Source organism: Sphaerotilus uruguayifluvii, assembly GCF_013294065.1.
GTDB classification, from domain to species: domain Bacteria; phylum Pseudomonadota; class Gammaproteobacteria; order Burkholderiales; family Burkholderiaceae_C; genus Sphaerotilus; species Sphaerotilus uruguayifluvii.
In genome coordinates this window covers 1-15731 of the sequence record NZ_JABSNM010000005.1, presented here as the reverse complement: position 1 = coordinate 15731, position 15731 = coordinate 1, and the positions used below count along the sequence as shown (strand labels likewise).

The following is a 15731-nucleotide window of genomic DNA, read 5'->3' as shown; positions in this document are numbered from 1 at the left end:
GCGCTGCACGCGCGCCCCGCTCACGCATTCGCGACCGTCGAAAGGCTCTCCATGCCCGCCACCCTCTCCCCCCATGGTTCCACCGCCTCGTCGAGCGCTGCCCAGCCCGACCTGCCGCGGCTGAACGTCCACTATGTCCCGAGCCGCCTGCCGGCCGGCGTGGTCGTCGGACTGTGGGGCGACGCGGTGATGCGCCAGGACGACGGCGGCACGCATGCGCTGCAGCTCGGGGACGTGGTGCTGAAGGGCGACGTGCTGCTGACGCGACAGAACGGCGTCGTCGAGATCAGCCTGGGCGGGGACGCGGTGGCCACCAACGTGCGGCCCGTCACCTATCCGACGGGCGACGACGCGCTCGACCGCATCATCGCCAGCCTCGACAACGGCGAGCTCGAGATGGAGCCCGGAGCCGGCCTGGAGGGCGGCGGCGACGGCAGCCTGCAGCCGGGCATGATCGTCGACCGGGTCATCGAGATCGTCACGCCGCAGGAATACCAGTACGCCTACGACCGCACGCCCTCGTTCGTCGAGCCGGAGAGCGCCGACGGCACGCTCGGCACCGGCCTCGACCAGGGCGGAGGCACCGACACCGGCAGCGGGAACGGCGGCGAGGGCAGCCACCATGCGCAGGTCGGACTGGGCGGCCCCCCCAGCGTGATCGAAGGCCAGACCACCGGCTACACCGTCTCGCTCAGCCAGCCGGCAACCACCGACGTCACCGTCAAGCTCACCTATTCCGGCACGGCCACCGACGGCGGCGACTACACCGCCATCACCACGGTCACCATCCCCGCCGGCCAGAGCAGCATCACCTTCGACCTGAAGACCCTCGACGATGCCCTGGCCGAAGGAGCCGAGAGCGTCACCATCACGATCGGCGAGATCAGCGGCACGACCGCAGGGCAGACGATCACGATCGACCCGGCACACGCATCGGTCACGACCACGATCACCGACGACGTCGGCGACTCGGGCGGCGGCACGCCCGGCGCCGAGGACACCTGCCTGGTCTCGATCTCCGGCCCCGCCTCCGTCGTCGAGGGTGAACCGGCAACCGGCTACACCGTCAGCCTCAGCCAGCCGGCAGCCACCGACGTCACCGTCAAGCTCACCTATTCCGGCACGGCCACCGACGGCTCCGACTACACCGCCGTCACCACGGTCACCATCCCCGCCGGCCAGAGCAGCGTCACCTTCGATCTGAAGACCCTCGACGACGCGCTGGCCGAAGGCGCCGAGACCATCACCATCTCGGTCGGCGACATCACCGGCGGCGGCTTCGAGGCCATCGCGGCCGATCCGGCTCAGGGCTCGGTCACGACCACGATCACCGACGACGTCGGCGGTGGTGGCGGCGGCACGCCGGGCGCCGAGGACACCTGCCTGGTCTCGATCTCCGGCCCCGCCTCCGTCATCGAGGGTGAACCGGCAACCGGCTACACCGTCTCGCTCAGCCAGCCGGCAGCCACCGACGTCACCGTCAAGCTCACCTATTCCGGCACCGCCACCGACGGCTCCGACTACACCGCCATCACCACGGTCACCGTCCCCGCCGGCCAGAGCAGCGTCACCTTCGATCTGAAGACCATCGACGACGCGCTGGCTGAAGGCTCCGAGACCATCACCATCTCGGTCGGCGACATCACCGGCGGCGGCTTCGAAGCCATCGCGGCCGATCCGGCTCAGGGCTCGGTGACCACGACGATTACCGATGATGTCGGAGGCAGTGGCGGTGGCACGCCGGGCGGCGAAGACACTTGCCTCGTCTCAATATCCGGCCCGGCCGCCGGCTCCATCACCGAAGGCGAGTCCGGCTCCTACACCGTCTCGCTCAGCCAGCCGGCAGCCACCGACGTCACCGTCAAGCTCACCTATTCCGGCACGGCCACCGACGGCAGCGACTACACCGCCGTCACCACGGTCACCATTCCCGCGGGACAGAGCAGCGTCACCTTCGATCTGAAGACGATCGACGATGCCCTGGCTGAAGGTTCCGAGACCATCACCATCTCGGTCGGCGACATCACCGGTGGCGGCTTCGAAGCCATCGCGGCCGATCCGGCTCAGGGCTCGGTCACGACCACGATCACCGACGACGTCGGCGGCTCGGGCGGTGGCACGCCGGGCAGCGAGGACACCTGCCTGGTGTCGATTGCAGGCCCGGCCGCCGGCTCCATCACCGAAGGCGAGTCCGGCTCCTACACCGTCTCGCTCAGCCAGCCGGCAACCACCGACGTCACCGTCAAGCTCACCTACTCCGGCACCGCCACCGACGGCTCCGACTACACCGCCGTCACCACGGTCACCATCCCCGCCGGCCAGAGCAGCATCACCTTCGATCTGAAGACGATCGACGACGCCCTGGCTGAAGGCTCCGAAACCATCACCGTCTCGGTCGGCGACATCACTGGCGGAGGCTTCGAGACCGTCGCGGCCGATCCGGCTCAGGGCTCGGTCACGACCACGATCACCGACGACATAGGCGGCTCGGGCGGTGGCACGCCGGGCAGCGAGGACACCTGCCTGGTGTCGATTTCCGGCCCCGCCTCCGTCGTCGAGGGCGAGCCGGCAACCGGCTACACCGTCAGCCTCAGCCAGCCGGCAACCACCGACGTCACCGTCAAGCTCACCTATTCCGGCACGGCCACCGACGGCTCCGACTACACCGCCGTCACCACGGTCACCATCCCCGCCGGCCAGAGCAGCATCACCTTCGATCTGAAGACCATCGACGACGCGCTGGCCGAAGGCGCCGAAACCATCACCATCTCGGTCGGCGACATCACCGGCGGCGGCTTCGAGGCCATCGCGGCTGATCCGGCTCAGGGCTCGGTGACCACGACGATTACCGATGATGTCGGAGGCAGTGGCGGTGGCACGCCGGGCAGCGAGGACACCTGCCTGGTGTCGATCGCAGGCCCCGCCTCCGTCGTCGAGGGTGAGCCAGCAACCGGCTACACCGTCAGCCTCAGCCAACCCGCAGCCACCGACGTCACCGTCAAGCTCACCTATTCCGGCACCGCCGCCGACGGCAGCGACTACACCGCCGTCACCACGGTCACCATCCCCGCCGGCCAGAGCAGCATCACCTTCGATCTGAAGACCATCGACGATGCCCTGGCCGAAGGCTCCGAGACCATCACCGTCTCGGTCGGCGACATCACCGGCGGCGGCTTCGAGGCCATCGCAACCGATCCGGCTCATGGTTCGGTCTCGACCACGATCACCGACGACATCGGCGGCTCGGGCGGTGGCACGCCCGGCGCCGAGGACACCTGCCTCGTCTCGATCTCCGGCCCGACCTCCGTCGTCGAAGGTGAGCCGGCGACCGGCTACACCGTCAGCCTCAGCCAGCCGGCAACTACCAACGTCACCGTCAAGCTCACCTATTCCGGCACCGCCACCGACGGCAGCGACTACACCGCCGTCACCACGGTCACCGTCCCCGCCGGCCAGAGCAGCGTCACCTTCGATCTGAAGACCCTCGACGACGCGCAGGCCGAAGGCTCCGAGACCATCACGATCTCGGTCGGCGACATCACCGGCGGCGGCTTCGAAGCCGTCGCGGCCGATCCGGCTCAGGGCTCGGTCACGACCACGATCACCGACGACGTCGGCGGTGGTGGCGGTGGCACGCCGGGCGCCGAGGATACCTGCCTGGTGTCGATTGCAGGCCCGGCCGCCGGCTCCATCACCGAAGGCGAGTCCGGCTCCTACACCGTCAGCCTCAGCCAGCCGGCAGCCACCGACGTCACCGTCAAGCTCACCTATTCCGGCACCGCCACCGACGGCTCCGACTACACCGCCGTCACCACGGTCACCGTCCCCGCCGGCCAGAGCAGCGTCACCTTCGATCTGAAGACCATCGACGATGCCCTGGCCGAAGGTTCCGAGACCATCACCATCTCGGTCGGCGACATCACCGGCGGCGGCTTCGAGGCCATCGCGGCCGATCCGACTCATGGCTCGGTCACGACCACGATCACCGACGACGTCGGCGGTGGTGGCGGCACGCCGGGCGCCGAGGATACCTGCCTGGTGTCGATTGCAGGCCCGGCCGCCGGCTCCATCACCGAAGGCGAGTCCGGCTCCTACACCGTCTCGCTCAGCCAACCTGCAGCCACCGACGTCACCGTCAAGCTCACCTATTCCGGCACCGCCACCGACGGCTCCGACTACACCGCCGTCACCACGGTCACCATTCCCGCGGGACAGAGCAGCGTCACCTTCGATCTGAAGACCCTCGACGACGCCTTGGCTGAAGGCTCCGAAACCATCACCGTCTCGGTCGGCGACATCACCGGCGGCGGCTTCGAAGCCGTCGCGGCCGATCCGGCTCAGGGCTCGGTGACCACGACGATCACCGACGACGTCGGCGGCTCGGGCGGTGGCACGCCGGGCGCCGAGGACACCTGCCTCGTCTCGATCGCAGGCCCGACCTCCGTCGTCGAGGGTGAACCGGCAACCAGCTACACCGTCTCGCTCAGCCAGCCGGCAGCCACCGACGTCACCGTCAAGCTCACCTATTCCGGCACCGCTACCGACGGCTCCGACTACACCGCCATCACCACGGTCACCGTCCCCGCCGGCCAGAGCAGCGCCACCTTCGATCTGAAGACCCTCGACGACGCGCTGGCCGAAGGCGCCGAGACCATCACCGTCTCGGTCGGCGACATCACCGGCGGCGGCTTCGAGGCCATCGCGGCCGATCCGGCTCAGGGCTCGGTCACGACCACGATCACCGACGACGTCGGCGGTGGTGGCGGTGGCACGCCGGGCGCTGAGGACACCTGCCTCGTCTCGATCTCCGGCCCCGCCTCCGTCGTCGAGGGTGAACCGGCAACCGGCTACACCGTCAGCCTCAGCCAGCCGGCAGCCACCGACGTCACCGTCAAGCTCACCTATTCCGGCACCGCCACCGACGGCAGCGACTACACCGCCGTCACCACGGTCACCATCCCCGCCGGCCAGAGCAGCGTCACCTTCGATCTGAAGACCATCGACGATGCTCTGGCCGAAGGCGCCGAGACCATCACGATCTCGGTCGGCGACATCACCGGCGGCGGCTTCGAGGCCATCGCGGCCGATCCGGCTCAGGGCTCGGTGACCACGACGATTACCGATGATGTCGGAGGCAGTGGCGGTGGCACGCCGGGCGGCGAGGACACCTGCCTGGTGTCGATTGCAGGCCCGGCCGCCGGCTCCATCACCGAAGGCGAGTCCGGTTCCTACACCGTCTCGCTCAGCCAGCCGGCAGCCACCGACGTCACCGTCAAGCTCACCTATTCCGGCACCGCCGCCGACGGCAGCGACTACACCGCCGTCACCACGGTCACCGTCCCCGCAGGCCAGAGCAGCGTCACCTTCGATCTGAAGACCATCGACGACGCCCTGGCCGAAGGCGCCGAAACCATCACCATCTCGGTCGGCGACATCACCGGTGGCGGCTTCGAGGCCATCGCGGCTGATCCGGCTCATGGGTCGGTCACGACCACGATCACCGACGACGTCGGCGGTGGTAGCGGTGGCACGCCGGGCAGCGAGGACACTTGCCTGGTGTCGATCACGGGGCCGGGCGAGGTCGTCGAAGGTCAGGTGGCGGAAGGCTATGTCGTCAGTCTCAGCCAGCCGTCGGCGCAGGGTGTCGTCGTCGGGCTGAGCTACTCGGGCACGGCGGTCGACGGCAGCGACTTCGTGCGGGTGGCCTCGATCACGATTGCGGCGGGGCAGACGCAGGCCACGTTCTCGATCTCGACGCTCGACGATGCGCTCGCCGAGGGCGCGGAGCAGTTCACCGTCGCGATCGCGCGGATCGGCGCGCCGGGCTCCGAGGCGACCGCGGTCGATCCGGCGCACGGCGCGGTGACCACCACCCTCATCGACGACGTCGGCGGCAGCGGTGGCGGCACGCCCGGTGCCGAGGACACCTGCCTCGTCTCGATCTCCGGTCCCGGCGAGGTCGTCGAGGGCGAGGTGGCCGGCGGCTACACCGTCTCGCTGACGCAGCCCGCGCAGACCGACGTGACGGTGCGCCTGGTCTGCTCGGGCACCGCCTCCGCCGGCACCGACTTCATCCAGGTCGCCAGCGTGACCATCCCCGCCGGCCAGAGCCAGGCCAGCTTCGACCTCAAGACCCTCGACGACGCGCTGGCCGAGGGCACCGAGACGATCACGCTGACGCTGGGCACGATCAGCGGCGGCGGCTTCGAGGCCATTGCCGGCGATCCGGCGCGGGCCTCGGTCACCACGCTGCTGCACGACGACGCCGGCCCCTCGGGCCCCGGCACGCCCGGCGCCGAGGACACCTGCCTGGTGTCGATCTCCGGCCCGACCACCGTGGTCGAGGGCGAGACCGCCGGCGGCTACACCGTCTCGCTCAGCCAGCCCGCGGCCACCGACGTCACCGTCAAGCTCGCCTACACCGGCACCGCCACCGACGGCTCCGACTACTCGGCTGTCACCACGGTCACCATCCCTGCCGGACAGAGCAGCGTCGCCTTCGACCTGAAGACCCTCGACGACGCGCTGGCCGAGGGCAAGGAGACCCTCACCGTCTCGGTCGGCGAGATCTCCGGCGGCGGCTTCGAGGCCATCGTCGTGCATCCGCTCGAGCGCAGCGTGACGACGACGCTGCTGGACGACGCCGGCCCCTTCGGCCCCGGCACGCCCGGCGCCGAGGACACCTGCCTGGTGTCGATCACCGGCCCGGCCGCGGTCGCCGAGGGTGCGGTCGCCAGCGGCTACACCGTCACGCTCAGCCAGGCGGCCATCACCGACGTGGTGATCCGGCTGAACTACGGCGGCAGCGCCAGCGCCGGCAGCGACTTCGCGCCGGTAGCCTCGGTGACGATTCCCGCCGGCAGCCGCAGCGCCAGCTTCGACCTGCCCACCGCCGCCGACGGCGTGGCCGAGGGCGGCGAGCAGATCACCGTCACGCTGGGCACGATCTCCGGCGGCGGCTTCGAGGTGCTGCGCGGCGACCCCGGCGCCTTCTCGGTCACGACGCAGATCGCCGACGGCAACAGCGCGCCGGTGCTGCAGGCCGACCGCGCCGTCACGCCGGAGGACACCGCCGTCAGCGGCAACCTGCTCGCCAACGACCGCGACGCGGACGGCGACACGCTCACCGTCACCCATTTCACCTGGAACGACCAGAGCTTCACGGCCGGCAGCAGCGCGACGATCGCCGGCGTGGGCACGCTGACGGTGGGCAGCGACGGGCAGTTCCTGTTCACGCCGGCCAAGGACTACGCCGGCGCGGTGCCCGCGGCCAGCTGCACCGTCAGCGACGGCCACGGCCATGCCGCGGTCTCGACGCTGACGCTGGCGATCACGCCGGTGGACGACGCGCCGGTGCTGCGCGGCGGCACCGCCCTGCTCAGCGAGGAGGGCCTGCCCGGCGGCCGGCCGGAGACCGGCGATCCGGTCACGACCTGCGCGACCGGACGGCTGCAGTTCAGCGACGTCGACAGCAGCACGCTGTCGTTCACGCTGGGCGCGCCCTCGGGCCTGTACTCGAGCGGCGGCGTGGCGCTGAGCTGGAGCGGCGACGGCTCGGCCGCGCACCCGCTGGTGGGCAGCGCGGGCGGCCAGCCGGTGCTGAGCGCGACGATCGACGCCGAGGGTCGCTACACCGTGACGCTGCACGCGCCGCTCGACCACCCGGTGCGCGGCAGCGAGGACCTGCTGACGCTGTCGCTGGGCGTGCAGGTCAGCGACGGCCACTCGAGCAGCAGCGCCACGATCGACGTCGGCGTGCGCGACGATTCACCCGTGCCGCTGTGCGTGGCCCGCTGCGCCGACCTGAGCCTGGTGCAGACCAATCTGCTGGTCACGCTCGACGTGTCGGGCTCGATGTCGACGCGCGACGGCATCGACGGCCAGACCCGGCTGCAGAGCGCGATCGCCTCGATCGAGAAGCTGATCGACAGCTACGCCGAGCACGGCGACGTGATGGTGCGGCTGGTGACCTTCTCGACCGGCGCCAGCGAGCGCGGCGCCTGCTGGATGACGGCCGACCAGGCGCGCTCGGCGCTGCACTGCCTGAGCGCCGGCGGCAACACCAACTACGACGCGGCGCTGGACGCGGCGCGCGGCGCCTTCGACGATCCGGGGCGGCTGGTCGACGGGCAGAGCGTCGCCTACTTCTTCTCCGACGGACGGCCGAACCTGCCCACGAGCGACGTCGGCATCGACGCGGCGGAGCAGAAGACCTGGGAGAGCTTCCTCGACAGCCACGACATCCGCTCCTACGCGATCGGCCTGGGCTGCGACGTGCCGGTCTCGGCGCTGGCGCCGGTCGCCCACGACGGCGTCGACCACAACGACAGCATCTCGCCGCTGCTGGTCACCCGCTTCGAGCAGCTCGACGCGGCGCTGGCGCAGACGGTGGCCGACCCGGTCCAGGGCGATCTGGTGGCCGGCGGCCTCGATCACGCCGCCGGCGCCGACGGCGGCCACCTGAGCGCGCTGATCGTCGACGGCGTGCAGCACCGCTGGGATCCGGCCACCAGCGCCTCCGACACCGTCACGGTGCGCACCGCCAGCGGCGGCGAGTTCACCTTCAACATGGAGAACGGCCACTACAGCTACCAGCCGCCGGCCGGCGCCTCGCACGACTACCAGGAGAAGATCGGCTTCGTGCTGACGGATGCCGACGGCGACAGCCGCACGGGTTCGCTGACGCTGGGCATCGACGTCGACGGCAACGGCCACTGCGACGTGCAGTGCGCTCCCGCCACGTCCTGCCTGGTCCCCGACACCTCGGGCTGCCTGACCGGCAGCATCCTGAACTGGTCGCTGGCCGATCCCTGCAGCCACGACGGCCTCACGACGACCGATGCGACCCACACCACGTCGACGGGCAGCTGCAGCAGCGGCGGCACCACCGACACGCTGCACTGCGGCGACCTGCTGACCCAGGCCGCGGACCTGCTCGCGCAGTGGAGCAGCGGCGGCGGCACGGGCGGCAGCTGCACCAGCGCACCAGCCCCGACCTGCGCACCGGCTCCGGCGCCCGCGGACTGCTCGGGCGTGCTGTCGAGCGCCGAGCAGCTGCTGGCGCAGACGCTGATCCGTCAGGCCAGCGACACCAGCAGCCACTGCGGGCCCTGAGCCGGGCCACGCCGATGGTCTGCGCCGACGCTCAGCTGCGGTAGTCGGCGTTGATCGTCACGTAGTCGTGCGAGAGGTCGCAGGTCCAGACGGTGGCCTGCGCGTCGCCGCGGTTCAGGCCGACGCGGATGGTGATCTCGGCCTGCTTCATGACGCGCTGGCCGTCTTCCTCGCGGTACTCGGGGCGGCGGCCGCCCTGGTGGACCACATGCACGTCGTCGAGGTGCAGGTCGATCAGGGTCTGGTCGAGGTCGTCGATGCCGGCATAGCCCACCGCCGCCAGGATGCGGCCCAGGTTCGGGTCGCTGGCGAAGAAGGCCGTCTTGACCAGCGGCGAGTGCGCGATGGCGTAGGCGGCCTGCAGGCACTCGGCCTCGGTGCGGCCGCCCTCGATGGTGACGGCGATGAACTTGGTCGCGCCCTCGCCGTCGCGCACGATCGCCTGCGCGAGCTGCTGCGACACCGCCACGACGGCGTCGCGCAGCGCCCGGCCCTCGGCCGAATCCAGCGCGGCGATCGTCTCGTTGCCGGCCTGGTGGGTGGCGATCAGCACGAACGAGTCGTTGGTGGACGTATCGCCGTCGATGGTGATGCGGTTGAAGCTGAGGTTGGCCGCCTCGGTGACCAGCGGCTGCAGCAGCGCCGGGTCGATCGCCGCGTCGGTGGCGACGAAGCCCAGCATCGTGGCCATGTTCGGACGGATCATGCCCGCGCCCTTGCTGATGCCGGTGACGGTGACCGTCCTGCCACCGATCGTGACCTGGCGCGACGCGGCCTTGGGCAGCGTGTCGGTGGTCATGATCGCCTCTGCGGCGACCGCCCAGTTGTCGGCCTTCGCGTCGGCCAGCGCGGCGGGCAGGCCGGCCTGGATGCGGTCGCTGGGCAGCGTCTCCATGATGACGCCGGTCGAGAACGGCAGGATCTCCTCGGGCGCGATCTCCAGCGCATTGGCCAGCGCCAGGCACACGGCGCGCGCGCGCACCAGGCCGTCGTCGCCGGTGCCGGCGTTGGCGTTGCCGGTGTTGATGACGATCGCGCGCTTGGCCGGACCGGCGGCGAGGTGCTCGCGGCAGATCTGCACCGGCGCGGCGCAGAAGCGGTTCTTCGTGAACACGCCGGCGACGCTGGAGCCCGGAGCGAGCGTGATGACGGTCAGGTCACGCCGGTTGGCCTTGCGCACGCCGGCCATGGCGATGCCGAGCTGCACGCCGGCGACCGGGTGCAGGTCCTGGGGATTCGGAGCGGAGAGATTGACGGGCATGGCAGTCGGACGGTGGGCAGATGAGGAGGGATTCAGGCCACGGCCGGATCGGAATCGGCACGGGCCCGGCGCGCGGGCATTGTAGGCAGCCGATCCGGCACCGGATCGCCGGCCAGGCGCGCCAGCAGATGGTGGTCGCACAGCAGGCCGCGGCCGTCGCGCTCGACCTGGCGCATCAGGCCCTCGCGCAGCATGCCCAGGCTCTCGGCGAAGGCCAGCGAGCGGGTGTTGCGCACGTCGCACCAGACCTCGATGCGCACCATGCCCTGGCGCCAGGCCCAGTCCATCAGCGTCAGCGCCGCATCGCGCATCAGGCCGCGGCCGCGCTGGCGGGTGCAGCCGACGAAACCGATCTGGCAGCGCGGCACGCCGAAGTCGACGCTGTGCAGGTCGACGCAGCCGACGTAGGTGCTGGTGTCGTACTCGAAGGCCAGGTAGCTGACGCCCTCGCCTTCCGACAGGATCCACTCGCGGGTGCTCTCGCAGTGGTGGCGCGCGGCCTCCTCGTCCCAGTGCTGGTGGCCCCAGGCGATGTAGTCGAGCTCGGGCATCGAGCGGCGCACGCTGGCGTAGAGCGCCGGCGCATGGCGGACATGGATCTTCTCGAGCCGCAGGCGGCGGCCCGGCAGGATTTCCGGGCTGTGGCGAAAGGTGTCTGGGGTCATGGGCGACGGTCCTGCTGTCGGAAAGGAGAGCCGGGAAGGCACCGGCCTGACACGATGAACAACGCGGAGAAAGCGACAAGGGGCCCGCGGGCCCCCTGTTCTCGGACTCGTCTGACCGACCGGGCGAGGATCAGGTCAGCTTGCCGTGACACAGCTTGAAGCGCTTGCCGCTGCCGCAGGGACACGGATCGTTGCGGCCGACACGCTGCATCAGGTGCTCGGGCAGCGGCCGGGACGCCGGATCGGCCTCGCCGGCCGGATCCTCGGACACGCTGCCATCCTCGTTCGGATGGGTGTAGGTGACGTTGTCGAGGTGTTCGGCCTCGGACTCGATCGCCCCGGCCGCACGCGCGGCCTCTTCCTGGGACTGGATGCGCACCGTCAGCAGCAGACGGCTGACTTCCATTTTTACCACATCAAGCATCTGGCTGAAGAGCTCGAAGGCCTCGCGCTTGTATTCCTGCTTCGGGTTCTTCTGCGCATAGCCGCGCAGGTGGATGCCCTGGCGCAGGTAGTCGAGCGAGGCGAGATGCTCGCGCCAGTGGGTGTCGATGGCCTGCAGCAGCACCATGCGGCCGAAGTTGTTGAACTGATCCTCGCCGACCAGCGCGACCTTGGCCTGGTAGGACGCCTCGGCGGCGGCGATGACGCGCTCGACGATCTCGGCGTCGTCGATCTCCTGGCTGGACTCGACCAGGCCCTTCAGGCCGATCTCGAGCTGCCATTCCTCGGCCAGCGCCTTCTCGAGGCCGTCGAGGTCCCACTGCTCCTCGACGCTCTCGGCCGGCACGAAGGCGCGCACCACGTCGGTCAGCGCGCCGCGGCGCAGGTGCGCGAGCTGCGCGGCGATCTCGGTCTGCTCGAGCAGCTCGTTGCGCTGCTGGTAGATGACCTTGCGCTGGTCGTTGGAGACGTCGTCGTACTCGAGCAGCTGCTTGCGCATGTCGAAGTTGCGCCCCTCGACCTTGCGCTGCGCGCTCTCGATCGAGCGGGTGACGATGCCGGCCTCGATCGCCTCGCCCTCGGGCATCTTCAGGCGGTCCATGATCGCCTTGACCCGGTCGCCGGCGAAGATGCGCATCAGCGGATCCTCCAGCGACAGGTAGAAGCGCGAGGAGCCCGGGTCGCCCTGGCGGCCGGCGCGGCCGCGCAGCTGGTTGTCGATGCGGCGGCTCTCGTGGCGCTCGGTGGCGACGATGCGCAGGCCGCCGAGCTGGCGCACCTTCTCGTGCAGCTCCTTCCACTCGGCGCGCAGCTGGTCGATGCGCGCGGCCCTGTCGGCCTCGGACAGCGACTCGTCGGCCTCGATGGCCTGCAGCGGCTTCTCGATGTTGCCGCCCAGCACGATGTCGGTGCCGCGGCCGGCCATGTTGGTGGCGATCGTGATCATCTTCGGCCGACCGGCCTGGGCGATGATGTCGGCCTCGCGGGCGTGCTGCTTGGCGTTGAGCACCTGGTGCGGCAGCCCGGCCTTCTCGAGCAGCACCGCGACCTGCTCGGAGTTCTCGATCGAGGTCGTGCCCACCAGCACCGGCTGACCGCGCTCGAAGCAGTCGCGGATGTCGGCGACCACCGCGTCGTACTTCTCCTTGTCGGTCTTGTAGACCAGGTCGAGCTCGTCCTTGCGGATCATCGGCCGGTTCGGCGGGATCACCACGGTCTCCAGACCGTAGATCTCCTGGAACTCGTAGGCCTCGGTGTCGGCCGTGCCGGTCATGCCGCCGAGCTTGGCGTACATGCGGAAGTAGTTCTGGAAGGTGATCGAGGCCAGCGTCTGGTTCTCGGCCTGGATCTTCACGCCTTCCTTGGCCTCGACCGCCTGGTGCAGGCCGTCGGACCAGCGCCGTCCGCTCATCAGGCGGCCGGTAAACTCGTCGACGATGACGACCTCGCCGTTCTGCACGACGTAGTGCTGGTCGCGGTTGAACAGGTGGTGCGCGCGCAGCGAGGCGTAGAGGTGGTGCACCAGCGTGATGTTGGCCGCGTCGTACAGCGACGCGCCCGGCACGATCAGGCCCGCCTCGGCCAGCAGCTGCTCGGCCTTCTCGTGGCCGGCCTCGGTCAGGAAGACCTGGTGCGTCTTCTCGTCGGCGGTGAAGTCGCCCGGCTCGATCACGCCCTCGCCGGTGCGCGGATCGGCCTCGCCGATCTGCTTCTTCAGGAAGGGTACGACCGCATTGATGCGCAGGTACAGGTCGGTGCGGTCGTCGGCCTGGCCGGAGATGATCAGCGGCGTGCGCGCCTCGTCGATCAGGATCGAGTCCACCTCGTCGACGATGGCGTAGTTCAGCGGCCGCTGCACGCGGTCCGCCGTCTCGTAGACCATGTTGTCGCGCAGGTAGTCGAAACCGAACTCGTTGTTCGTGCCGTAGGTGATGTCGGCGGCGTAGGCGGCCTGCTTGGCCTCGCGCGGCATGTTCGGCAGGTTCACGCCGACGCTCATGCCCAGGAAGCCGTACAGCTTCGCCATCGTCGCCGCGTCGCGGCTGGCCAGGTAGTCGTTGACCGTCACGACATGCACGCCCTTGCCCGACAGCGCGTTCAGGTAGACGGGCAGCGTCGCCATCAGCGTCTTGCCTTCGCCGGTGCGCATCTCGGCGATCTTGCCGTTGTGCAGCGTCATGCCGCCGATGAGCTGCACGTCGAAGTGGCGCATCTTCAGCACGCGCTTGCCGGCCTCGCGCACGGTGGCGAAGGCCTCGGGCAGCAGGTCGTCGAGCGAGGTGCCGCCGGCGACGCGCTGGCGCAGCTCGTCGGTCTTGCCGCGCAGCTCCTCATCGCTGAGCTTCTCGAACTGCGGCTCGAGTGCATTGATGCGCTCGACCACACGCCGGTACTGCTTGAGCAGGCGGTCATTGCGGCTGCCGAAAATCTGGGTCAGGAGCTTGGGCAACATGAACGGGGACGTGCGCGACGCGAGCAGGGGACTCCGCGGCGGTTCAGCCCTTGCCGCAGGATCCGGGAACAAGGTGGGTGAGGTGCGGCCGTGTGAGTTCAGCAGCGCGGCAGGCCAGGCCGGCGCGCCGCTGTGGCGCGCCCTCGGACGACGGAAACAGTTTTCGAGTTTATATCACCGGCCTCTGGCGGCTTTCCTGAGGGGCGCCGCCGCGGGCGCGAGCAGCGCGGCGCGCTCGGCCGCATCGAGGCTTTCGCCACGCGCCAGGAAGCGCGCCGGGTCCTGCGGCGCGCCGTCGAGCAGCACCTCGAAGTGCAGGTGCGGGCCGGTGGAGCGGCCGGAGTTGCCCACCAGCGCGACCTGCTGGCCGCGGCGCACCAGCTCGCCCGGGCGCACCAGGATCTGCGAGGTGTGGCCGTAGCGGGTGACCAGGCCGTTGCCGTGGTCGATCAGCAGCGCCAGCCCGTAGGCGCCGTCGGGCTGGGCCTCGGTGACGCGCCCGCCGGCGGCGGCGTGGATCGGCGTGCCGACCGGGGCGGGAAAGTCCAGCCCGGTGTGCAGCGCGGTGCGTCCGTTGAACGGGTCGATGCGGAAGCCGAAGCCCGAGCCGATCCCGGAGTCGACCGGCCGCACGCTGGGCACCAGCATCATCTCCAGCCGGCTCGACAGCAGGCGCGACTCGGCCAGCACGAACAGGTCGGACTGGCGATCGGCCTGGGCATCGAGCTGCTGCATCAGCGCCTCGAGCCGGCCGGCGCCATCGGCCGGCACCGGCACCGGTGCCGGCACGAAGGGGCCGCCCCGGGGCGACGGCCGCGCGGGCGCGGACGCCGCGCCCCCCGCCGAGGCGGCCTTCGCGGCCTCGTCGAGCGCACGCAGCTCCTCGGCCTTGATGCCCGCCAGGCCCGAGACACGCTCGCCGACCGCCTCGATCTTCAGCAGCTTGGCCTGCAGCTCGCCGACCTTCTGCGCCATCGCGTCGACGTTCTCGCGCAGGTAGCGCTCGCGCTGCACCGCGTCGCGGCCGATGACCGGGCCGACGATCTGGCTGACCACCGGCCAGCCCTCGCGCACCGCCTTCAGAAACACGAAGTGGTAGACCGTGCCCGACAGCAGCAGCATCGCGAGGACCGCCCCGGCGAGGATCAGCCACAATTGCAGCGGCCGCAGGTGCAGCGAGCGCGTGCGGGCCAGTCCGCCATGGGTGATCAGGATATCCATCGTCGCTTCGTTCCTCGCCCCGCGCCGGGCGCGTCGGTTTCCGTGCCGGACCCGCTGCCGCTGCAGCGGGCACTGGACCAGTGCGAGCCGTTGCTGAGGCTCCAGCAGCGGCTGGCGCAGGCCAGCGCGCGCATGGATGCGGTGCGTCCGCTGCTGCCCGCCGCGCTGGCCAGGCATGTGCGCTCCGGCCCCGCCGACGACGAGGGATGGACGCTGCTGGCGGGCAATCCCGCCGTCGCGGCCAAGCTCAGGCAGCTCCAGCCTCGTCTCGAGGCGGTGCTGCGGCAGAAAGGTTTCCAGCGTAGCGGCATCCGGATCCGGGTTCAATCGGCGCCATCTTCGTGACGTCGTTCACACCCCCGCAGGCGCGGGGGCACCGGATCGGCATTGTGCGCAAATCCTCGCGCACCTCGTTTCGCGGGCCTTGCCGCCGGCTGAAGCCGGCCGGCAGGCGCCCGGTCCGGACCCGGACGGGCCGGGCTTGTATGTTTCAGACCAGACCAGCGCGGTAGAGTCTGAACGCCGTTGAGGCGGCCAGACCGGACCGTGCAGCCTGGTGGCGGCTTGGGCCTTG

Annotated in this window: 6 protein-coding genes; 2 read left to right on the top strand and 4 right to left on the bottom strand. The window is 70.4% G+C overall.

The window, feature by feature from the left end; translation table 11 throughout:
- The first annotated feature begins 51 nt into the window (after positions 1–51).
- Positions 52–9114, top strand: coding sequence for an immunoglobulin-like domain-containing protein (locus HNQ01_RS06950; protein WP_173804639.1), 9063 nt, complete (start codon positions 52–54; stop codon positions 9112–9114).
- Between the two features lie 31 nt (positions 9115–9145).
- Here HNQ01_RS06950 and argJ read toward each other — a convergent pair whose 3' ends face one another.
- The 4 genes from argJ to HNQ01_RS06930 form a co-directional block, all read right to left on the bottom strand.
- On the bottom strand, positions 9146–10375 hold the full coding sequence (gene argJ, locus HNQ01_RS06945) for a bifunctional glutamate N-acetyltransferase/amino-acid acetyltransferase ArgJ (protein WP_173804638.1): 1230 nt from the start codon (positions 10373–10375) through the stop codon (positions 9146–9148).
- 32 nt (positions 10376–10407) lie between these two features.
- A complete protein-coding gene (locus tag HNQ01_RS06940) occupies positions 10408–11040 on the bottom strand; it encodes a GNAT family N-acetyltransferase (RefSeq protein WP_173804637.1) in 633 nt (210 codons plus the stop codon).
- A gap of 130 nt (positions 11041–11170) precedes the next feature.
- Positions 11171–13936, bottom strand: coding sequence for a preprotein translocase subunit SecA (gene secA / locus HNQ01_RS06935; RefSeq protein ID WP_173804636.1), 2766 nt, complete (start codon positions 13934–13936; stop codon positions 11171–11173).
- Positions 13937–14110: 174 nt separating this feature from the next.
- Positions 14111–15157, bottom strand: coding sequence for a M23 family metallopeptidase (locus HNQ01_RS06930; protein ID WP_173804635.1), 1047 nt, complete (start codon positions 15155–15157; stop codon positions 14111–14113).
- Between HNQ01_RS06930 and HNQ01_RS06925 the strand changes: the two genes are divergently transcribed.
- Positions 15137–15502, top strand: coding sequence for a DciA family protein (locus tag HNQ01_RS06925; RefSeq protein ID WP_286180558.1), 366 nt, complete (start codon positions 15137–15139; stop codon positions 15500–15502). The two genes, HNQ01_RS06930 and HNQ01_RS06925, sit on opposite strands and share 21 nt — an antisense overlap.
- The last annotated feature ends 229 nt before the right edge of the window (positions 15503–15731 follow it).